12 protein-coding genes are annotated in these 20,279 nt (G+C 70.5%); 3 read left to right on the forward strand and 9 right to left on the reverse strand.

Annotation, left to right across the window (positions count from 1 at the left end):
* Window positions 1-127 precede the first annotated feature (127 nt).
* The 7 genes from ACQP09_RS25490 to ACQP09_RS25520 form a co-directional block, all read right to left on the reverse strand.
* Window positions 128-418: a hypothetical protein gene (locus ACQP09_RS25490; RefSeq protein WP_398723535.1), complete on the reverse strand. Its 291-nt coding sequence runs from the start codon at window positions 416-418 to the stop codon at window positions 128-130.
* A gap of 11 nt (window positions 419-429) precedes the next feature.
* On the reverse strand, window positions 430-2,751 hold the full coding sequence (locus ACQP09_RS25495; RefSeq protein WP_433403495.1) for a hypothetical protein: 2,322 nt from the start codon (window positions 2,749-2,751) through the stop codon (window positions 430-432).
* Window positions 2,748-3,131 (reverse strand): DUF6507 family protein, encoded by a 384-nt coding sequence (locus ACQP09_RS25500; protein ID WP_398723539.1) that lies wholly within the window; start codon window positions 3,129-3,131, stop codon window positions 2,748-2,750. Before ACQP09_RS25500 ends, ACQP09_RS25495 begins: the two co-directional genes overlap by 4 nt.
* Window positions 3,132-3,412: 281 nt before the next feature.
* Window positions 3,413-5,815, reverse strand: a complete 2,403-nt coding sequence (gene glgB, locus ACQP09_RS25505; protein ID WP_433403498.1) for a 1,4-alpha-glucan branching enzyme — start codon at window positions 5,813-5,815, stop codon at window positions 3,413-3,415.
* A gap of 58 nt (window positions 5,816-5,873) precedes the next feature.
* Window positions 5,874-7,295 carry a maltokinase N-terminal cap-like domain-containing protein gene (locus tag ACQP09_RS25510; RefSeq protein WP_433403501.1) on the reverse strand — a complete coding sequence of 474 codons (1,422 nt, stop codon included), beginning with the start codon at window positions 7,293-7,295 and terminating at the stop codon, window positions 5,874-5,876.
* Between the two features lie 199 nt (window positions 7,296-7,494).
* Window positions 7,495-9,201, reverse strand: coding sequence for a maltose alpha-D-glucosyltransferase (gene treS / locus ACQP09_RS25515; protein WP_326703436.1), 1,707 nt, complete (start codon window positions 9,199-9,201; stop codon window positions 7,495-7,497).
* Window positions 9,198-11,216, reverse strand: a complete 2,019-nt coding sequence (locus ACQP09_RS25520) for an alpha-1,4-glucan--maltose-1-phosphate maltosyltransferase (RefSeq protein ID WP_433403504.1) — start codon at window positions 11,214-11,216, stop codon at window positions 9,198-9,200. Before ACQP09_RS25520 ends, treS begins: the two co-directional genes overlap by 4 nt.
* A 723-nt stretch (window positions 11,217-11,939) precedes the next feature.
* Between ACQP09_RS25520 and glgP the strand changes: the two genes are divergently transcribed.
* Window positions 11,940-14,615 carry an alpha-glucan family phosphorylase gene (gene glgP, locus ACQP09_RS25525; protein WP_433403507.1) on the forward strand — a complete coding sequence of 892 codons (2,676 nt, stop codon included), beginning with the start codon at window positions 11,940-11,942 and terminating at the stop codon, window positions 14,613-14,615.
* A gap of 96 nt (window positions 14,616-14,711) precedes the next feature.
* On the opposite strand, the gene ACQP09_RS25530 is transcribed toward glgP, so the two are convergent.
* The gene (locus ACQP09_RS25530; RefSeq protein ID WP_433403510.1) at window positions 14,712-16,754 is read right to left on the reverse strand and encodes a M4 family metallopeptidase; all 2,043 of its coding nucleotides are present in this window, start codon (window positions 16,752-16,754) and stop codon (window positions 14,712-14,714) included.
* A 427-nt stretch (window positions 16,755-17,181) separates the two neighbouring features.
* The gene (locus ACQP09_RS25535) at window positions 17,182-17,775 is read right to left on the reverse strand and encodes a TetR/AcrR family transcriptional regulator (RefSeq protein WP_433403512.1); all 594 of its coding nucleotides are present in this window, start codon (window positions 17,773-17,775) and stop codon (window positions 17,182-17,184) included.
* Window positions 17,776-17,897: 122 nt separating this feature from the next.
* Here ACQP09_RS25535 and ACQP09_RS25540 point away from each other — a divergent pair, with 122 nt between their 5' ends.
* On the forward strand, window positions 17,898-18,989 hold the full coding sequence (locus ACQP09_RS25540; protein WP_433403515.1) for an FAD-dependent oxidoreductase: 1,092 nt from the start codon (window positions 17,898-17,900) through the stop codon (window positions 18,987-18,989).
* 216 nt (window positions 18,990-19,205) lie between these two features.
* Complete coding sequence (locus ACQP09_RS25545) at window positions 19,206-20,240, forward strand: LPXTG cell wall anchor domain-containing protein (protein ID WP_433403518.1); 1,035 nt, start codon at window positions 19,206-19,208, stop codon at window positions 20,238-20,240.
* Window positions 20,241-20,279: the final 39 nt, after the last annotated feature.

Raw genomic sequence — 20,279 nt, forward strand, 5'->3', positions numbered from 1 at the left:
CCTGCTTCGCGTTTCGGGTGTCGACAACGACTTTGCGCGCCGGATCGTCGAGCGAACGCGTGACAAAGTTCAGGCAGCTGTGGATACCGAGGCCACCCCTGTCGGTCTGGAACCCTGACGCAGACTATTAGTAGCCCGGCGGCATCGGCTGCTCCGGTGCATTGTTGAAAAGGTAATCGTACATATTCCGAAGGTAGGTGTCCAGGGTCTCCTTGTCGGGGAATTCGATATCAGTCAGCCGCTCGTACTCGTCCGGCCCGAAGGAATCGTCCGCCATGATCTGCTCGAATCCCTCGCGGATCAATTTCACGTAGGAGTCGCTGAAGCTCAACAAGGTGGGCCTCAGGTCGCCCGTGTTCTCATACCCTCGTTCGAGGTCCAGGTTCACCCTGAAGAAATTCCTGAATTGCGGATCCATTGAATAATTCCTTACGGATGGCGGCCAGGCGCCGGGTTCGCGAACATGGTGTGCAGACGGTATGTTCCGTCGGGCAGTTGTCGGTATACAGGCAGGATGGTTCCGCCTTCGAAATCCACCTGCTTAAATTCGTTCAGGTTGGCCGGGTCACGATAGTAGCCCGTAAATCTGCCCTCAGCTCCGGGCCCGAGCACGTCCTTGATCGACGTCTCCTGTGCCTCACTCCCGGTACGTGCCATCTCGTCGCGGAAATAGGCGTCGGCGCGTGCCATGTCTTCCGCGTTGTCGAAACGCGTCGCGAATGCGCCGACGCGGTGTGCACGGCCGGTCACACCGTCCACCGCACTACCGGTCAACGGGTCGATGTTGTTCTCGGACTTGACCAGTCCCGGATAGTTCGAGTTCGGCCCGTACAGCTTCGGCGCCCCGTTGCTGTCGCGGAGTACCGTGCCCAGCCGGTCGGTCAGGGCCTGGTCGTCCGGGTGCAGGTGGCGGCCGGGTGCATGTCCCTGGCCGCCCTGCCGGTCGTCCAACTCCTTGATGCGTTCCTCGACCACCTTGGGGTCCATCGGCTGGTCTCCCGCACCGCCTGGCGAAGGATCTGGTGCGTCGCCATGGCTGCCTGAGTCGGAGCCGCCCGGAGCGTCGTGGCCCCCGCTGCCACCCTGGTGGGGGAGGCCCGAACCGCTGTCGCCACCCGTCGCGTTGGCGTCGGTATGGGTGGCGGTCCCTGCGCCCGGCGCGCCGGCGCCGGTGCCCCCGTGAGGCCCGGAGCTATGGCCGCCCGATGTGGTGTGGCTGTTGTGAACCGTGTTGTCGGCCGTGCTGCCCGGGGTGTGGGCGGCCACTCCTCCCGGGGTGTGGGTGGTGCCGACCGCCGACGGGATCGCCTGAGTGCCGTCGCCGCCCGCCGGGTGGCTCGCCGAGGCTTCCACGCGCCCGGGCCCGCCCGCGCCTTCGAGGATCCTCTTCTTGGCCGGTGTGGACTCGCGCTCCTTGAGGTCGGGCAGATCGTTCTTGTGCGGCTCCACAACCGGTTCGGTGTCGGGCACGACGTTGCCGTGCTCGTCCCGGATGTACCCGTCGTTGCCGACCACCCGCTTGTTACCCGCGGGGTCGGCGTACTCGAAGCCGGGGGGCGTGTTCGCCTCACCCGTGTGCGGCGAGGCCGTGGTGGGGGCGTTGTGAGCCATGTCGTCGACGCCGGCCTGGCCGGCCTTCAGGCTCTCCATGAAGTCGCCGACCTTCAGCTTGGTGACCCCCACCGCCTTGCCCAGGTAGCTCATCGGATCGACGAGCGCGCCCGCCTTGCCCACCACGGTCGCGGCCTCCGCGCCCGCACCCAGCTTGCCGGACCTGCCGAGCTTGAGCAGTGATCCCGCACCGAGGGTCAGTCCGTTGAACACCACCACTCCGAACGCCCGCGAGGGCTCCTTGCCCCACTCGTCCCAGGCGACCAGGGACTTGCCGAAGTCGCGCAGGGCCGCCTTCCGCTTGTCGCGGTCGGTGTGGTCGGCCGGGCCGAACATCTTGTCCATCGCCCAGTCGTACGGTGTGATGATGTAGGCGCTGATGCCGCCGAAGATGTCACCGATGCCTGACCAGGTCTCCTTGAACGTGTCCCAGTCGAAGACGTTGACCATGTTGGCCAGGCCCTTGACCGTGCCCCAGACCCCGTCGACGAAGAACCCCTTCAGTCCACCGCCGACGTTGTCCTTGGTCCATTCCCATGCCGCCCGCAGACCCGTGTACTCACGCTCGTCCGCCGTCCCCCAGGGTGTTTCCTTCGCGTCCTTGACGTCGCTTTCCTTGAAGCCGTACATACCGGCCTTGTGCGAACCGTCATCGACGACGAAACGCGTGCCGCCCACCAGCGAAGTGATCTTGTTGGCCGCGTCGCGCTCGACGCCCTGGAACGCCACCCATGTCGTACCGACCTCACGGACAAGACGCGCGTTCTCGTCGATCTTGCCCTGGTCCTCCTGCCAGTCGTCGTCGTCCTTGTTGTCCGCGACGAACTTCTCCGCATCCTCGCGGAGCTGGTTCATCTTGGTCACCAGCGGACGCGCGGTCGACGCGAAACCGGTCAACGCGCCACTGACGGACTCCAGCTTCTTCGCGAACTCGTCCGCCTTCGCCCGCACCGGAAGGGTCGAATCGAGCAACTCCTCCTGTTCGGGAGCGTCATAGACCGGATCCAATGCCTGAAAGGCGGTGTGAACGTCTCTGCCTGTACCGCGAATACCGGAAGCGGTCGTCTTCAGCGAAGCCGCATGGGTCTCCAGCGTCTCCAGATTCCCCGTGAAGGTCGGTATCTTCTCCGGATCGATCACTTCTCGGAGCCCTTCAGCTCCTCCGGGGTCGGAGCCTTCGCGTACTGCTCCTGCTTGTTCTTCGCCATCTCCAGATCGCCCGCGAGGTAGGCCTCAGTGGCCAGGCGCGCCCCGGTGATCGACTTCGCCGTCCGGACGGGAAGGAACCTCAGGTCATTCTTCGTCCGATCCTGAAACTCCTTCAGCGCCTGGGCCACCGGACCGAAAGCACCCCCCTTGGGGAGCTCGGTCCCACCCAGGACCATCGTGCCCGCCCACTTCGCGGCACCCGCCAAGCCCTCGCCGTACGATACGAACTCGTCCTCGAACTTGCCGCCGACCTCGGCTGTCCTGCTCAGGACTCCACGAACGCCACCCGGTCTGATATCCCACTTCGACACAATGCCCCCGTTGCAAGAAAACTACGTCCCCCGGTGTCACCGGAGTCATCCGATGACATGGACGGCGGCCTCAGGCCCTGGCCGGCCTCGGGGCTGCCGTCCCTCCTCCCCATCATCAAGTGCGGCCGCTCAATGATCAAACCGGCGCGGTGGGCCTGCTCGATGGAGTCGAAGCCGGCCGACCCCGCCCGAAAGAAGGTGGCGCCACCGGTTCGTCCGGTGGCGCCACCTTCATCGGGCCGCCCGCCGGCAGCGGGAGCGGCAGCCTTCGGGCTCGGGTCTCACGCCGGCCGGAACCACACCGTCGCCAGCGGCGGCAGCGTCAGCGAGATGCTGGACGGGCGGCCGTGTGCGGGGACCGCCTCCGCCTTCAGCGGCTCCTCGTTGCGTACGTCGCTGCCGCCGTACCGGTCCGCGTCCGTGTTGAGGACCTCCACCCAACCCTCCGTCCCGGTCTCCGGCACGCCGAGGCGGTAGTCGTTGCGGACCACCGGGGAGAAGTGCGAGACCGCGAGCAGCGGCGAGCCGTCCGCGTCGTACCGCAGGAACGCGAAGACGTTGTCCTCGGCCGCGCCGCCGTCCACCCAGCTGAACCCCTCCGGCACGGTGTCGCGCTGCCAGAGCGCGGGCACCGCCCCGTACACCGCGTTCAGGTCGCCCACCAGGTTCCGTACGCCGCGGTGGTCGCCGGAGGCCTCGTACGCCGGGTCCAGCAGCCACCAGTCCGGGCCGTGGCCCTCCGACCACTCGGCGCCCTGGGCGAACTCCTGGCCCATGAAGAGGAGTTGCTTGCCGGGGTGGGCCCACATGAAGCCCAGGTAGGCGCGGTGGTTGGCGCGCTGCTGCCACCAGTCGCCCGGCATCTTCGCCACCAGCGCCCGCTTGCCGTGCACCACCTCGTCGTGCGAGATCGGCAGCACGTAGTTCTCGCTGTACGCGTACACCATCGAGAACGTCATCTCGTTGTGGTGGTACTTGCGGTGCACCGGCTCCTTCGCCACGTACAGCAGCGAGTCGTGCATCCAGCCCATGTTCCACTTCAGCCCGAAGCCCAGGCCGCCGCTGTCGGTGGGCCGGGTGACGCCCTCCCAGGCGGTGGACTCCTCGGCGATCGTCACGACGCCCGGATTGCGCCGGTAGACCGTGGCGTTCATCTCCTGGAGGAAGGCGACCGCGTCCCAGTTCTCGCGCCCGCCCTGCTCGTTGGGCGACCACTGGCCGTCCTCGCGGGAGTAGTCGAGGTAGAGCATCGAGGCGACGGCGTCGACCCGCAGCCCGTCGATGTGGAACTCCTCGCACCAGTACGTGGCGTTGGCGACCAGGAAGTTACGCACCTCGGTGCGGCCGTAGTCGAACTCCAGCGTCCCCCAGTCCGGGTGCGCCGCGCGCTGCGGGTCGGCGTGCTCGTACAGCGGGCGCCCGTCGAACTCGGCCAACGCCCAGTCGTCGCGCGGGAAGTGGGCCGGGACCCAGTCCATGATGACGCCGATACCCGCCCGGTGCAGGGCGTCCACCAGGAACCGGAAGTCGTCCGGCGTGCCCATCCGGGAGGTCGGGGCGTAGAAGCCGGTGACCTGGTAGCCCCAGGAACCGCCGAAGGGGTGCTCGGAGACCGGCATCAGCTCGACGTGCGTGAAGCCGAGGTCCTTGACGTACGAGGGGAGTTGCTCGGCGAGTTGACGATACGTCAGGCCAGGTCGCCAGGAGGCGAGATGGACCTCGTAGACCGAGAACGGGGCCTCGTGGACCGGGCGGTCGCCCCGGTGCGCCATCCAGTCCTGGTCCCGCCACTCGTGGTGCGCGGCGGTGACGATGGAGGCGGTCGCGGGCGGGACCTCGGTGCGGCGGGCCATCGGGTCGGCCCGGACCGTGTGCGAGCCGTCCGGGCGGCAGATGTCGTACTTGTACAGCGCGCCCTCGCCGACGCCGGGCAGGAACAGCTCCCACACCCCGGTCGAGCCGAGCGAACGCATCGGCGTACCCGTGCCGTCCCAGTAGGTGAAGTCACCGCTCACCCGCACCCCGCGCGCGTTCGGCGCCCACACGGTGAACCGGGTACCGGCCACGCCCTGGTGGACCATCGGCTCCGCGCCGAGCGCCCGCCACAGCTCCTCGTGGCGGCCCTCCGCGATCAGATGCAGGTCCAGGTCGCCGAGCGAGGGCCAGAAGCGGTACGGGTCGTCCACCTCGATGGTGTTGTCGTCGTACGCGACCTGGAACCGGTAGGCCGGGACCTCCTTCACCGGCAGCACCCCGGAGAAGAACCCGTCCCCGTCGTCGTGCAGTTCGGCCCGCACGTCCTCGGCCAGCACCGTCACCGACCGGGCGAACGGGCGCAGCGCCCGGACCAGCACGCCGCCCGGGATCGGACGGGCGCCGAGCACGGAGTGCGGGTCGTGGTGGTCACCGGCCAGCAGCCGGCCGCGGTCGGCGAGGTCCAGAGCCGGTGCGGGACGGGCGCTCGCGTCGCCGGCCTGCCGGGGCAGCGGCGGGACGGCGGCCGCACGCTTGGGACGGGCGCGCTTGGCGGGCGCGGGTGCGGGCTCGGTCGTCGCCGCGGCGGCCTCGACTGCTTCCGCCGCCTCCGCGGGGACGGGCGCGGGCGCGGTCTCCACGCCCACAGCTTCGGGTACGGCTTCGGCGGTCTTACGGGATCCCTTGCGGGACGGCTTGCGGGCGGTCACGGGGACTGCCTCCTCGGGGAGTTCGGAGGGCGGAGGGGAGATACGGGGGAGTGGGGGCTCAGGCCGCGGCGGACTGGGCCAGGCGCTGGATGGCGGCCATCGGGACCGGCAGCCAGTCGGGGCGGTGCCGGGCCTCGTACACCACCTCGTACACCGCCTTGTCGGTCTCGTGGGCGCGCAGCAGCTCCGGCTCGCCGCGCGGATCGGTGCCCGAGGCGAGCGCGTACCCCTCGCAGTAGGCGGCCCGGCAGCGCGCCGCCCACTCGGGGTTCCACGGGCGGTGCGAGCGGGCCGCGTAGTCGAAGGAGCGCAGCATGCCCGCCACATCGCGGACCGGCGGTGACGGGCGGCGGCGCTCATCCAGCGGGCGGGCCGGTTCGCCCTCGAAGTCGATCAGCGACCAGAACCCGTCCGGGGAGCGGAGCGCCTGGCCGAGGTGGAGATCGCCGTGCACCCGCTGCTGCGCCCAGCCGCCGCCCCGGTGCCCGAGCGCCGTGACGGCGTCGAACGCGGTGCGCAGGGCCGGGACGTACGGAGCGAGAGCGGGCACCGCCTGGGCGGCGGCCTCCAGGCGCTGGGTCATCTGCGCGATCAGCTGCCGGGTCTGCGTCCCGTGCAGCGGCGGGGTGGGCAGGGCCGCGGCGAGCGCGGTGTGCACCTCGGCGGTGGCCCGGCCGAGCGCCCGCGCCTCCGGGATGAAGTCGCGGCCCGCCGTGAGCGCGGTGAGGGCGAGCTGCCAGCCGTCCCGTGCGCCGTGCAGGAACGGCTGGAGGACACCGAGGGTGAGCGGTTCGGGGCCGGGGGCCTCGAACCAGGCGACCGGCGCCGGGACGCGGTCGCACCCTTCGCGGGCCAGGGCGAGCGGCAGCTCCAGATCCGGGTTGGTGCCCGGGAAGACTCGGCGGAAGATCTTGAGGATGTACGCATCGCCGTAGACCAGCGAGGAGTTGGACTGTTCGGCGTCCAGCACCCGGGGCGGCAGCCCGGCCGGGATCGCGGCGGTCCGCTCGAAGCGGAGCGAGCCGAGCGTGCCGGGACGGCGGAACCGTTCCAGCAGAAGGTCCGCCAGCCGTGGATCGTGCAGCGCGTCGTAGACGGTCCGCCCGGCCAGCGGTCCGCGCTCCACCCGGCCGATCAGCGCTCCGGCGAGCGTGGTCGGCAGCGTACTCCGTACGCCGATCAGGATCTGGTAGCAGTCGTCCGCCGGGTGGTCCGACGGCGACGGCTGCTGGGCCCGGACCAGCAGATGGAGCAGGCCGGGTCCGGCGCTGCCGTCCAGCGGCAGCATCTCGGTGGCCGCGACCAGGGCGAAGCCGGTGACCGGCCGGCCCTTTCCGGCGAACCACCGCTGCCGGGGCAGCCATTCATGGAGCAGGGGGGCGAGGGACGGCAGCAGAGCGCCGTCCACCGTACTGCTTGGGGTTGCGCTGTTCCTCGTGCTCTTCGCCAGGGCGACGTGAGTGGATGCACGCTCCGACATGGCATCGCGTCCTTTCCCCGGGCACACAGGATGCGAAGAGTGTCCCGGATTGCGGCAATGGCTGTCCGGCTGTGCGGGACGTGTCGGGAGAGGAAGGTGCTTACGGACTCGAACGGCCGAACCGTGAAGGCCCGGGCCCTGCGTCCAGAGTGCCCCGTGCGGGACGGCGGAAACCGTCCCGCACGCGGCGGTCGGCGGATCAGGCCGGCGGCGCGTCCTTGCGCAGCCGGAACCAGTAGAAGCCGTGTCCGGCCAGGGTCAGCAGGTAGGGCCACTGGCCGATGGCCGGGAAGCGTACCCCGCCGATCAATTCCACCGGATGACGTCCGGCGAACGATCGGAGGTCCAGTTCCGTCGGCTGCGCGAACCGCGAGAAGTTGTGCACGCACAGGACGAGGTCGTCCTTGTACTCGCGGGTGAACGCCAGCACCGCCGGGTTGGAGGACGGCAGCTCGGTGTACTCGCCGAGCCCGAAGGCCGGATTCTGCTTGCGGATCTCGATCATCCGCCGCGTCCAGTGCAGCAGCGAGGACGGCGAGGCCATCGACGCTTCCACGTTGGTGACCTGGTAGCCGTAGACCGGGTCCATGATCGTGGGCAGGTAGAGCCGCCCCGGATCGCTGGAGGAGAACCCGGCGTTGCGGTCGGGCGTCCACTGCATCGGGGTGCGGACCGCGTCCCGGTCGCCCAGCCAGATGTTGTCGCCCATCCCGATCTCGTCCCCGTAGTAGAGGATCGGGGAGCCGGGCAGCGACAGCAGCAGCGCGGTGAACAGCTCGATCTGGTTGCGGTCGTTGTCCAGCAGCGGGGCCAGCCGGCGGCGGATGCCGATGTTGGCGCGCATCCGCGGGTCCTTGGCGTACTCCGCGTACATGTAGTCGCGCTCTTCGTCCGTGACCATTTCGAGGGTCAGCTCGTCATGGTTGCGCAGGAAGATGCCCCACTGGCAGTTCTTCGGGATCTCCGGGGTCTTCGCCAGGATTTCGGAGACCGGGTAGCGGCTCTCCCGGCGCACCGCCATGAAGATGCGCGGCATGACCGGGAAGTGGAACGCCATGTGGCACTCGTCGCCGCCCGCCTCGTAGTCGCCGAAGTAGTCGACGACGTCCTCCGGCCACTGGTTGGCCTCGGCGAGGAGCACGGTGTCCGGGTAGTTGGCGTCGATCTCCTTGCGGACCCGCTTGAGGAAGTGGTGGGTCTCGGGGAGGTTCTCGCAGTTGGTGCCCTCGCGCTGGTAGAGGTATGGCACCGCGTCGACCCGGAAGCCGTCGATGCCGAGGTCCAGCCAGAACCGCAGGGCGGCCATGATCTCTTCCTGCACGGCCGGGTTCTCGTAGTTGAGGTCCGGCTGGTGCGAGAAGAAGCGGTGCCAGTAGTACTGCTTGCGGACCGGGTCGAAGGTCCAGTTGGACGTCTCGGTGTCGACGAAGATGATCCGGGCGTCCTGGAACTGCTTGTCGTCGTCGGCCCAGACGTAGTAGTCGCCGTACGGCCCGTCCGGGTCGGTACGGGACTGCTGGAACCACTCGTGCTGGTCGCTCGTGTGGTTCATGACGAAGTCGATGATGACGCGCATGCCGCGCTGGTGCGAGGCGTCCACGAACTCGACGAAGTCGGCGAGGTCGCCGAACTCCGGCAGGACCGCGGTGTAGTCGGAGACGTCGTAACCGCCGTCGCGCAGCGGCGACTTGAAGAACGGCGGCAGCCAGAGGCAGTCGACGCCGAGCCACTGGAGGTAGTCCAGCTTGGCGGTGATGCCCTTGAGGTCGCCGATTCCGTCGCCGTTGGAGTCCTGGAAGGACCGGACGAGCACCTCGTAGAAGACGGCGCGCTTGAACCAGTCGGGATCGCGGTCCTTGGCGGGAGTGTCCTCGAACGTGTCGTGGACAGGCTCATTGACGATCATGGTGTGGGTGACCCTCCGGTCGGCGGGGACGGTCGCAGGACGGCGATGTGCGCGGGCGTGATGCCCGGCTCCAGGCGCACATAGAAGGCCCTGCCCCAGTGATAGGTGTCGCCGGTGAGCTCGTCGCGCACCGGTACGCGCTCGTGGCCCTGGAGGCCGAGCCGCTCCATGTCCAACGAGACCGTGGCCTCCTGGGTGTGGTGCGGGTCGAGGTTCACGACCACCAGAACGGTGTTCGAACCCGAACGCTTGCTGTAGACGATCACCGACTCGTTGTCGGCGTGGTGGAAGTGGACCTCGCGCAGCTGCTGGAGCGCGGGGTTACGCCGTCGGATCCGGTTCAGCGAGGTGATCAGGGGCGTCAGCGTGCGGCCCTCGCGCTCCGCCGACTCCCAGTCCCTCGGACGCAGTTCGTACTTCTCCGAGTGCAGGTACTCCTCGCTCCCCGGCTTGGCCGGGGTGTTCTCGCACAGCTCGAATCCCGCGTAGACGCCCCAGGACGGGGCGAGGGTGGCGGCGAGCACGGCCCGGGCCTCGAAGGCCGGGCGGCCGCCGTGCTGGAGGTAGCCCGGCAGGATGTCCGGGGTGTTCACGAAGAAGTTGGGCCGCATGTACGAGGCGGCGTCCCCCGACAGCTCCGTGACGTACTCGGTCAGCTCCTGCTTGGTGTTCCGCCAGGTGAAGTACGTGTACGACTGCTGGAACCCGACCGCGCCCAGGGTGTGCATCATCGCCGGGCGGGTGAACGCCTCCGCCAGGAAGACGACATCGGGGTCGGTGCCGTTGATCTCGGCGATCACCTTCTCCCAGAAGACCACCGGCTTGGTGTGCGGGTTGTCGACGCGGAAGATCCGTACGCCGTGGTCCATCCAGAAGCGCAGGATCCGTACTGTCTCCGCCACCAGACCGCGCATGTCCTTGTCGAAGGCGATCGGATAGATGTCCTGGTACTTCTTCGGCGGGTTCTCGGCGTACGCGATCGAGCCGTCGGGCCGGTGGTGGAACCAGTCCGGGTGGTCCTTGACCCACGGGTGGTCCGGGGAGCACTGGAGCGCGAAGTCCAGCGCGATCTCCATCCGCAGATTGCGGGCCACCTCCACGAAGTGGTCGAAGTCCTCCAGCGTGCCCAGCTCCGGGTGGATCGCGTCGTGGCCGCCGTCCGGCGAACCGATCGCCCACGGCACCCCCGGATCGTGCTCACCGGGCGTCAGGGTGTTGTTCGGGCCCTTGCGGTGGGTGGTCCCGATCGGGTGAATCGGAGGCAGGTACACGACATCGAACCCCATGGCGGCGACCGCCGGCAGCCGCTCGGCCGCCGTCCGGAACGTGCCGCTGACCAGCCGCGTCTCCGCGTCCGGCGAGGTGTCGGCCGGGTCCACCGGCACCCGCCTCGCGCCCTCCGAGCGCGGGAACAGCTCGTACCAGGAGCCGTACAGCGCCCGCTCGCGCTCCACGCGCACCGCCAACGGCTTGGACCGGGTGACCAGTTCGCGCAGCGGGTGGCGGCCGAGGACCGCCTCGGCGGCCGGGGTCAGGGACGCGGCCAGCCGGGCGGCGGGGGAGTGCGCCGTGTCGCGCAGCGCGTCCACCGCGGCGAGCACCGCCTCCCGCCCGTTCTTCTTCGGTACGCCGGCGGCGGCCCGCTCCAGCAGGGCCGCGCCTTCCGCCAGCACCAGATCGGTGTCGATGCCCGCCGGGATCTTGATCGCCGCGTGGTGGCGCCAGGTGGCGACCGGGTCGCTCCACGCCTCCACCGTGTACGTCCAGCGGCCCTCGGCGTCCGGGGTGATCTCCGCACCCCACCGGTCGGTGCCCGGGGCCAGCTCGCGCATCGGGGTCCACGGTCCCACCCGTCCGCTCGGATCGCGCAGGACGACGTTGGCCGCCACCGCGTCATGGCCTTCGCGGAAGACGGTGGCGGTGACCTGGAAGGTCTCACCGACGACCGCCTTCGCCGGCCGTCTGCCGCAGTCGACGAGGGGACGGACGTCCAGGACGGGAATACGACCGATCATGGAATCACCTGGGGGCTGGAGGAGCTCGGTGTGCGGGGATGACGGCATGGACGCGGAGGACCGACCGCGCGTACCGCGATGATGGGGATCTGTCCTTTGTAGCTGCTCAGCTGTCGGCTGACGGGCTGTGGGCATGGCCGCTCCTGTCCGCGTTCACCCGAATGGCAGTCGAATGGGTGGGTCGCGGGGGTTTCGCGCATGTTTCGGATGCACTGGGGAGGGTGTGCGGGCCGGGTCGTGCTGCGTACAGGGAAGTGCCGGAAGGAACCGGGAAGCACCGGGAAAGCCTTCCCCAGGTTCACTCCCGGGAAATCCGGCGCTGTGTTAACTACTCGGTCGTAACCGCTCGGTCGGGTCCGGGGCAGGGCCCGGTGGCGCCCGGCGTACGCCCCACGGCGTACGGGAGACCGAAGCGCCCTCACAGGTTCCGGATACCCGCTCTGCGGCGCCACACGGCAGCCTTCCCTGTGTCAGGAAGGTCCACAAGGCTGCGTACGGGAAGGAAATCGGCCAAACCCGCAGACGAAGGGTGGGGTGGGAGAGGGTGCGCGGTGCGTGTGGGGCGCGTGTGGGCGGCGTGCGCGGGCCGGCCCCGGCTCCGGTGAGCCGTCCGCGCGCCGTGGCAGGCCGCCACGGACGGCCGCTACCGTCAGGGGTGACGGAAAGGACGCACACCGTGGTGCGTCCCCTCGGATGCGCAAGTCCCCTGTAAAGGTGGAGTACGTGAAGGCCATTCGTCGATTCACCGTGCGTCCTGTCCTCCCCGAACCCCTCCGACCCCTCCACGACCTCGCGCGCAACCTGCGCTGGTCGTGGCACACCGAGACCCGCGAGCTGTTCCGGTCCGCCGACCCCGAGGGGTGGCGGCCCGCGGACGCCGACCCCGTACGGCTGCTCGGCTCCCTGACCGCGGGACGCCTGGCCGAACTGGGCCGGGACGAGGAGTACCTGGGCCGCCTGGCCGAGGCCTCCGCCGATCTCCAGGAGTATCTGGACGGCCCCCGCTGGTACCAGGAACAGCAGGCCTCCGGAGCCGAACTCCCCTCCGCCATCGCCTACTTCTCTCCCGAGTTCGGCGTCACCGCCGCACTGCCGCAGTACAGCGGCGGCCTCGGCATCCTGGCCGGGGACCACCTCAAGGCCGCCAGCGACCTGGGCGTCCCGCTCATCGGCGTCGGCCTGCTCTACCGCCACGGCTACTTCCGCCAGAGCCTCTCCCGCGAGGGCTGGCAGCAGGAGCACTACCCGGTCCTGGACCCCAACGAGCTCCCGCTCGACCTGGTCCGCGAGGCCGACGGCACCCCCGCCCGGGTGGTGCTCGCCCTGCCCGGCGGCCGCTCGCTGCACGCCTGCATCTGGCTGGCCCGGGTCGGCCGCGTCCCGCTCCTCCTGCTCGACTCCGACGTCGAGGAGAACGCGCCGGGCGAACGCGACGTCACCGACCGGCTCTACGGCGGCGGCAGCGACCACCGCCTCCTCCAGGAGATGCTGCTCGGCATCGGCGGGGTGCGCGCCGTGCGCACCTGGTGCCGGCTCACCCGGACCCCGGAACCGGAGGTGTTCCACACCAACGAGGGCCACGCCGGCTTCCTCGGGCTGGAGCGCATCCGCGAACTGGCCGCCGACGGGCTCGACTTCGAGGCAGCCATCGAAGTGGTCCGCGCCGGGACCGTGTTCACCACCCACACCCCGGTGCCCGCCGGGATAGACCGTTTCGACCGGCAGCTGATCGCCCGCCACTTCGGCGACGACGGCGAGCTGAGCGGCGTACCGGTGGAGAAGATCCTGCCGCTCGGCCGGGAGACCTACCCGGGCGGCGAGCCCGAGCTGTTCAACATGGCGGTGATGGGCCTCCGGCTCGCCCAGCGCGCCAACGGCGTCTCCACGCTCCACGGGGCCGTCAGCCGGGAGATGTTCTCCGGGCTCTGGCCGGGCTTCGACCCGGCCGACGTGCCGATCACCTCGGTCACCAACGGCGTCCACGCACCGACCTGGGTCGCTCCGGAGGTGTTCCGGCTCGGTGCCGGACAGGTCGGCACCGGCCGCGCCCACCAGGTGCTGGCCGGCGGACCGGTGGACGGCGAGGCCTCCTCCTCGCCGCAGGCCGGCACCCCGCGCCGCTGGGACGCGGTCAGCGGGATCGGCGACCAGGAGATCTGGGAGCTGCGCCGTGAGCTGCGCGGCCAGCTGGTCACCGAGGTCCGCCGCCGCCTCTACGCCTCCTGGCGCAGGCGCGGCGCGGGCACCGCCGAGCTGGGCTGGATCGACGGCGTCCTCGACCCGGACGTCCTCACCATCGGCTTCGCCCGCCGTGTCCCCTCGTACAAGCGTCTGACGCTGATGCTGCGCGACCGCGACCGGCTGCGGGAGCTGCTCCTGCACCCGACGCACCCGATCCAGATCGTCGTCGCCGGCAAGGCCCACCCGGCCGACGACGGCGGCAAGCGGCTGGTCCAGGAGCTGGTGCGGTTCGCGGACGACCCGCGGGTGCGCCACCGCATCGTCTTCCTGCCGGACTACGGCATGGGCATGGCGCAGAAGCTCTACCCGGGCTGCGACGTCTGGCTCAACAACCCGCTGCGCCCGCTGGAGGCGTGCGGCACGAGCGGGATGAAGGCGGCGCTCAACGGCTGCCTCAACCTGTCGGTGCGCGACGGCTGGTGGGACGAGTGGTTCGAGCCGGACTTCGGCTGGGAGATCCCCACCGCCGACGGCTCGGCGGTCGACGAGGACCGGCGCGACGAGCTGGAGTCCAACGCGCTGTACGCCCTGATCGAGGACCGGGTCGCGCCGCGCTTCTACGACCGGGGCACCACGGATCTGCCGGACCGGTGGATCGAGATGGTCCGCTCGACCCTGGTCAACCTGGGGCCGAAGGTGCTGGCGGGGCGGATGGTGCGGGAGTACGTGGAGCGGCTCTACGCCCCCGCCGCGCAGTCCCGGCGGGCGCTCGGCCCGGCGGTGGCACGGGACCTGGCCCAGTGGAAGGCGAAGGTCCGGGCGGCCTGGCCGGAAGTCTCCGTCGACCATGTGGAGTCGGTCAGCGGCACCGTGGCGGGCGGCGCGGCGGAGCTCGGGGCGACCCTGTCGCTGCGGGTGCGGATCGCGCTCGGCGGCCTGGACCCGGACGACGTCGAGGTGCAGGTGGTGGCGGGAAGGGTCGACTCGGCCGACGCCATCGCGGACGCCCAGGTCTTCCCGCTGAAGCCGGCGGGCGGCCATGACCTGGAGGACCGCTGGCTGTACGAGGGCCCGCTCGCCCTGGACCGGACGGGACCGTACGGCTACACCGTGCGCGTCCTGCCCTCGCACGAACTGCTGGCCTCCGGCGCCGAACTGGGCCTGGTCGCGGTGCCGAACGAGGCTACGGGTGAGGGCGCGGGCGTGCTGATGCGCTGAGCGCGCGCCGTACGGCGACGTGACGAACGGCCCGGCAGGGGAGCAGAACCCCTGCCGGGCCGTTCGGTCATGTGGTGGTGCGGTGATCCCGTGGGGTCAGAAGGTGAGCTTGAAGCTGTTGATCCGGCCGGTGTCCGAGCGGTACACGTCCTGGACCCTCAGCTTCCACTCTCCGTTGGCCACCTTGGACGAGGCGTTGACCGTGTAGGTCGCCACCACGTTGTCCGCGGAGTCGCTGGAGGAGGAGTTCTTCAGGCGGAAGGTGCCGCCGTCCGGGGCCACCAGGTCGATGACCAGGTCACCGCGGTAGGTGTGGCTGATGTTGACGTCGACCTTGAGCGCGCTCGGCGCGTTGCCCGCGATGCCGGTGACGTTGACCGCGCTGGTGACGGCCGCGCCCGCGTCCGGGATGTTCACGACGGTCTTGTTCTCGAAGACCTTGCCGCCCGGGTCGGGGTCGCCGCCGCCGGGACGGGCGCCCACGTTGACGCCGGCCCAGGCGTGGGCCACGGCCGCGTACTCGGGGCTGGTGGCGCCGTACAGCTCACTGGCGACCGCGAGCGTGCCGGTGCGCGCGGCGGCGTAGTTGGTCGTCGAGGTGAACTTGGTGGTGAGCGCCTTGAACCAGATCAGCGAGGCCTTGTCCCGGCCGATGCCGGTGACCGGCAGCCCGTCGGAGGTCGGCGAGTCGTAGCTGACGCCGTTGACCGTCTTGGTGCCGCTGCCTTCGGAGAGCAGGTAGTACCAGTGGTTGGCCGGGCCCGAGGAGTAGTGGACGTCGACGTTGCCGATGCCGGAGTACCAGTAGTCCTTGGAGCTGCCGTCGCGGCTGGGCTTGTCCATGTAGCGCAGCGGGGTGCCGTTGCCGCGGATGTCGATCTTCTCGCCGACCAGGTAGTCGCCCGGGTCCTGGGCGTTGTTGGCGTGGAACTCGACGGCGGCGGCGAAGATGTCGGACGTCGCCTCGTTGAGGCCGCCGGACTCACCGCTGTAGACGAGGCGGGCGGTGACCGAGGTCAGGCCGTGGGTCATCTCGTGGGCGGCCACGTCGATGGAGGTCAGCGGCTTGGCGTTGCCGGCCCCGTCGCCGTACGTCATGCAGAAGCAGCTGTCCTGCCAGAACGCGTTGACGTAGTTGTTGCCGTAGTGCACGCGGGAGTACGCGCCGACGCCGTCACCGCGGATGCCGTTGCGGCCGTGCACGTTCTTGTAGTAGTCCCAGGTGAGCGCGGCGCCGTAGTGCGCGTCGGCGCCGGCCGTCTCCAGGTTCTGCGGAGTGCCGTTGCCCCACACGTCCGTGGAGTTGGTGAAGAGCGTGCCGGTGCCGGAGGTGCCCCGGTTCAGGTTGTACGTCTTGTGGCTGCCGCGCGCGGTGTCGGTCAGCGTGTACGAGGGCGCGGTGCCCAGCGTCACCTGGCCGCTGTACTGGGTGTTGCCGGTCCCGTTGTGGACGGCCTGCCATTCGTACAGCTTCTCGCCGGTGGCCGCGTCGGTGATGACGTGCAGCTCGTTCGGGGTGCCGTCGTGCTGGAGTCCGCCGACGACCGTCTCGTAGGCGAGCTGCGGGGAGCCGCTGCCCAGCCAGACGACCTTGCGCGGCGCCTTCTCCGCCTTCGTCGCCTTCGAGCCCTCGGTCCTCGCCGCGCCGAGCGCCTGCTTCTCGGCGGCGGCCGGGGCCACGTCGGCGGTGAGGCCGACGGCCTTCAGCTGCGCGGTGGTCGCCTTCGACGCCTTGGTGACGCTGAGCGTCCGGCCGGCCGTGGTCTCCTGGACCACCAGGTCGCCGCCGAGGACGGGGAGCCCGTCGAGGGTGCGCTCGTAGCGGGTGTGCGTGGTGCCGTTCCGGTCCTGGACGACATCGCGGACGACGAGCTTCTCCGTGGCGCCGAGTCCGAGCGCCTTGGCGGTGGCCGCCTTGGTGGCGTCGGCCTCGCTGAGGAGCGCGGCGCGCTGGGCCGGGGAGAGCTTGGCGGGGAGCGATCCCGGGTCGGCCTTCGTGCCGGCGGTGATCCCGCCGGCCGGAGCGGCCGAGGCCGGGGTGGCGGTGGCGGCGCCGGACTGCAGTCCGACGGCGATCATGGCTGCTGCGGCTATCAGAGCGCCGGTCGCGGTGGCGCGACGGCTGGGCGTGGATCTCACGCGGACTCCTTCTGCGAGGGGGGTTACCCGGCGGCGCTGGATGGGCCGTCCGGGACAGTGCAGGCGGTGCGCAGAACGGGGTGAAGAGTGTCAGCAGACCCGTAGGCCTGTCAGGAGCGCGTCAACAACTTGGCCGGAATTCGTTCGTTGTCGAAAAGGTCATGTTCGTTAAGCGGACGTTTCGCCGATCATTACCGCAGTGTTGCCGGAGTGTGGGAAGGCCTGTATTCACAGGGTGGGCACAGGTTCGGTGCGCGACGGGCACATGCGAGCGGCACGCCCGGAAGCGGTTACAGCCCACCTGGTGAGACGGGGTCGGGTTCTGGCCAGATCCCGCCAGCGGAACGGGGTGGTCCGGTGCGATGGTCCTGGCGGGGTTCTCCGGTGGGGTTCTCCGGTGGGGGTGGCGTGCGTCGGGTCGGTGTGCTCAGGCCGGGGGCGCGTCCGCCGGGTAGACCGCGTCGAGGAGTCCTCGTACGAACCGGTCCAGGTCGTCCAGTCCCGCCGCCGCCAGCGTGTCCGGCCCGCCGCCCAGCAGGTGGGGGATCGCCGCGTGCAGCGCGAGCGTGACGGTGGCCGCCCGATGCGGGGTGACGGGCAGTCCGGCGGAGCGCTGGGCCGCCGCGAAACCCGCGAAATCGCCGCTCGCCATCGGGTCGAGGAGTGCGGAGAGCCAGGGGCGCCGGGCCGCCTCCGCCTGGAGCTCCAGGTAGGCGAGGAGGCGCGGGCGGCCGGGTCCGGCGACGTTCTCCAGCAGGGTGCGGAACAGGGCGGTCAGCGCCTCGCGGTCGGCGGGACCCGGCCCGGCGGCGAGACGGGCGGTGAGCGCGAGGTACTGCTCCAGGCAGCGCTCGGCCACCGCCCGCAGCACCGCGTCCCGGGTCGGGAAGTAGTTCTTGGTGGTCCCGTCCGGCACCTCGGCCACCCGGTCCACAGCCCGGTGGGTGAGGCCGCGCCCGCCCTCCTCGGCCAGGACGGCGATGGCCGCGTCGCGCAGCCTGTCACGCCGCTCCGGATTCATGGCGCGCTCCCTCGGTCCCGTACCGCTGCGGTGTTCTTGACGCTTGCCGATGCTACCCCAGACGTGGTACCACGGGAGTGGTGGTTGGTTCGCACCGGCCGGACGAGCTTCGGGAGTACGGCATGACACGGCGTACGGGAACAGGGGCAGGGGGCGCCCGGACGGCGACCGTCGTCGGGGCGGGCGTCGGCGGCCTGGCCGCCGCGATCGGGCTGCGGCGGGCGGGCTGGTCGGTGACCGTGCTGGAGCGCCGCACCCAACTGGAGCGGTACGGCGCCGCGTTCGGCATCCACCCCACCGCGCAGGCGGCGCTCGACCGGCTCGGCGTCGGGGAGGCTCTGCGCCGCCACGCGGTCCCTTACCGCGACGCGTACATCCGCACCCCCGACGGCCGCACGCTCGCCCGCCTGCCGCTGGAGCGCATCGAGAAGAAGGCGTGCCGCCCCGAACTCCTCATCTCCCGGCCCTACTTGGTCGACGCGCTGCTCGCGGGCCTGGACGCCTTCGGGGACGTACCGGTGAAGCTCGGGGAGACCGTCACCGAAGTGAGCGCCCTGGCCGCCGGGTCGGACCTGGTGGTCGGCGCCGACGGTATCCGCAGTGCCGTACGTACCGCCCGCTTCGGCGACCGCAGCGGCCCGCGCCCGGTCTCCACGGTCGCCTGGATCGGCATCGCCGGCTTCGAGAGCCCCGTCCACGGCGAAACCTGGGGCAGCGGCCGCTTCTTCGGGCTGACCCCGGTGGAGCCGGGCCGCACCAACTGGTACGCCACCGTCCCCGAGGCCACCACCGCCGACGAGCTGCGCGCCTCCTTCGCCGGCTGGCACGACCCGATCCCGCGCATCCTGGACGCCACCGACCCGGAGACCTGGATCCGGTACGAGATGCGCCATCTGTACCCGGCGCTGCCGTCGTTCGTCTCGGCCGACGCCTCGGCGGGCCACGTTGCGCTGGTCGGCGACGCGGCGCACGCCATGACGCCCAACCTGGGGCAGGGCGCCTGCACCGCGATCCTGGACGCGGACGCGCTGACCCGGGCGGTCACCGCCGCGCCCCCGGGCCCCGCCGGGCTCGCCGCCGCTCTGCGCGCCTACGACCGCGAACGCCGCCGCAGCGCCCAGCGGACCGCCTTCGCCTCCCGGACCCTGCACCGCTTCATGTCCACGGAGCGGACCCGGCTGCGGAATGGAGCGGTGCGGCTGCTGCCGGGGTGAGGGGGCGGCCGGTAGGCGTGAAATGTGGTGTTCCTGTGCGCGTGCTGTGTGCCGCCTCACGCGATTCGGCCGTCGGCCGGGTACAACCCTTCACCATCCGAGGCAGTCACACCCCTTGGCCTCACCCGTGTCTCCTCTTCACCTTCGAAACCGGACGGCCCTCCCAGCCTTCGGGCCGTTGCAGCGGCCCCCGGACTCCCCAGAGGACCTCGCCCCATGAAGATCCGCCGCGCTCTGGCCGTCGCAGCAGCGACCGCTGTTCTCGCCCCGGTCACCCTGCTCTCGTCCCCGGCCGCCTTCGCGACCCCGAGCCCCACCCCGGAGGCGACCGAGAGCGCCACCGCGTCGGAGGAGTCCGAGACGCCCGCCGCCGAGGAGGAGACGGAGACCGCTCCCACGCCCGAGGGGGAGCAGTCCACTTCCGAGGAGGAGCCCGCGGGCGAGGAGGAGCAGGAGAGGGAGAAGCAGCAGGAGGAAAAGCCTGAAGAGAAGGCTCCGGCCCCCGCCACCACGCCGCCCGCCTCGTCGCCGTCGGTCACCGAGCCCGACGGCAGCTGCAAGGACACGGAGGAGAGGAAGTTCGACAAGAACCTGCACTCCTCGTTCTCCGGCCTGCCCTCCAGGATCGTCGCCGGCAGCGGCTTCCACGGCTTCGAGCTGAACGTGGAGAACAAGGGCGACAAGGCCTACCAGCGGGTCGACCTCGGCCTCGTCGCCGGGCTGATCGACGTCGATAGCGGGCTGGAGGCCGCCGGCCACCTCACGGTCCAGTTCAAGGACCCCGAGACCGGTGGCTGGACGGACATCCCCCCCGCCCAGAGCGACGAGGGCGTCGGCTACATCGGCTACACCGACATCCGGGCCAAGGAGTCCTTCTCGATCGACCTGCGCCTCAGCGTCGACAAGAAGGCGCCCAAGGGCATCGGCTACACCCTCTCCATCGGCTTCTACGCCGACGAGGAGGGCAACTGCGTCTACTCCGAGGGTGAGCGGTTCTACGATTTCGACGTCCTCGCCCCCGGTGCCGACCCGGGCGAGCCCGACGAGGCCGAGCCCCAGACGGGCGGCAAGAGGCCGGTCCCGGTCAAGCCCGTCGGCAACACCGAGATCAAGCCCGAGGGCACCCTCGCCCAGACCGGCTCGGACTCCGGCCTGCCGGTCATAGCGACCATCGGCGGCGTGGCGATCCTCGCCGGCGCCGGCGTCGTCTTCGCGCTGGGCCGCCGCCGCAAGGCCGGCGCCACCGCCTGACGTACGAACGCGAGGGGGTGCCGCTGCCCGGCCGGGCAG

Origin of the sequence: Streptomyces sp. CA-146814 (assembly GCF_050942385.1) — a bacterium.
In the GTDB taxonomy this organism is placed as follows: Bacteria; Actinomycetota; Actinomycetes; order Streptomycetales; family Streptomycetaceae; genus Streptomyces.

What these genes read in the sequence shown, in the direction of transcription:
- treS (WP_326703436.1), bottom strand. Translation starts at nt 9,201, where the DNA reads ATGATCGTCAATGAGCCTGTCCACGACACGTTCGAGGACACTCCCGCC.
- ACQP09_RS25535 (WP_433403512.1), bottom strand. Translation starts at nt 17,775, where the DNA reads ATGAATCCGGAGCGGCGTGACAGGCTGCGCGACGCGGCCATCGCCGTC.
- ACQP09_RS25510 (WP_433403501.1), bottom strand. Translation starts at nt 7,295, where the DNA reads ATGTCGGAGCGTGCATCCACTCACGTCGCCCTGGCGAAGAGCACGAGG.
- ACQP09_RS25490 (WP_398723535.1), bottom strand. Translation starts at nt 418, where the DNA reads ATGGATCCGCAATTCAGGAATTTCTTCAGGGTGAACCTGGACCTCGAA.
- ACQP09_RS25545 (WP_433403518.1), top strand. Translation starts at nt 19,206, where the DNA reads ATGAAGATCCGCCGCGCTCTGGCCGTCGCAGCAGCGACCGCTGTTCTC.
- ACQP09_RS25520 (WP_433403504.1), bottom strand. Translation starts at nt 11,216, where the DNA reads ATGATCGGTCGTATTCCCGTCCTGGACGTCCGTCCCCTCGTCGACTGC.
- ACQP09_RS25540 (WP_433403515.1), top strand. Translation starts at nt 17,898, where the DNA reads ATGACACGGCGTACGGGAACAGGGGCAGGGGGCGCCCGGACGGCGACC.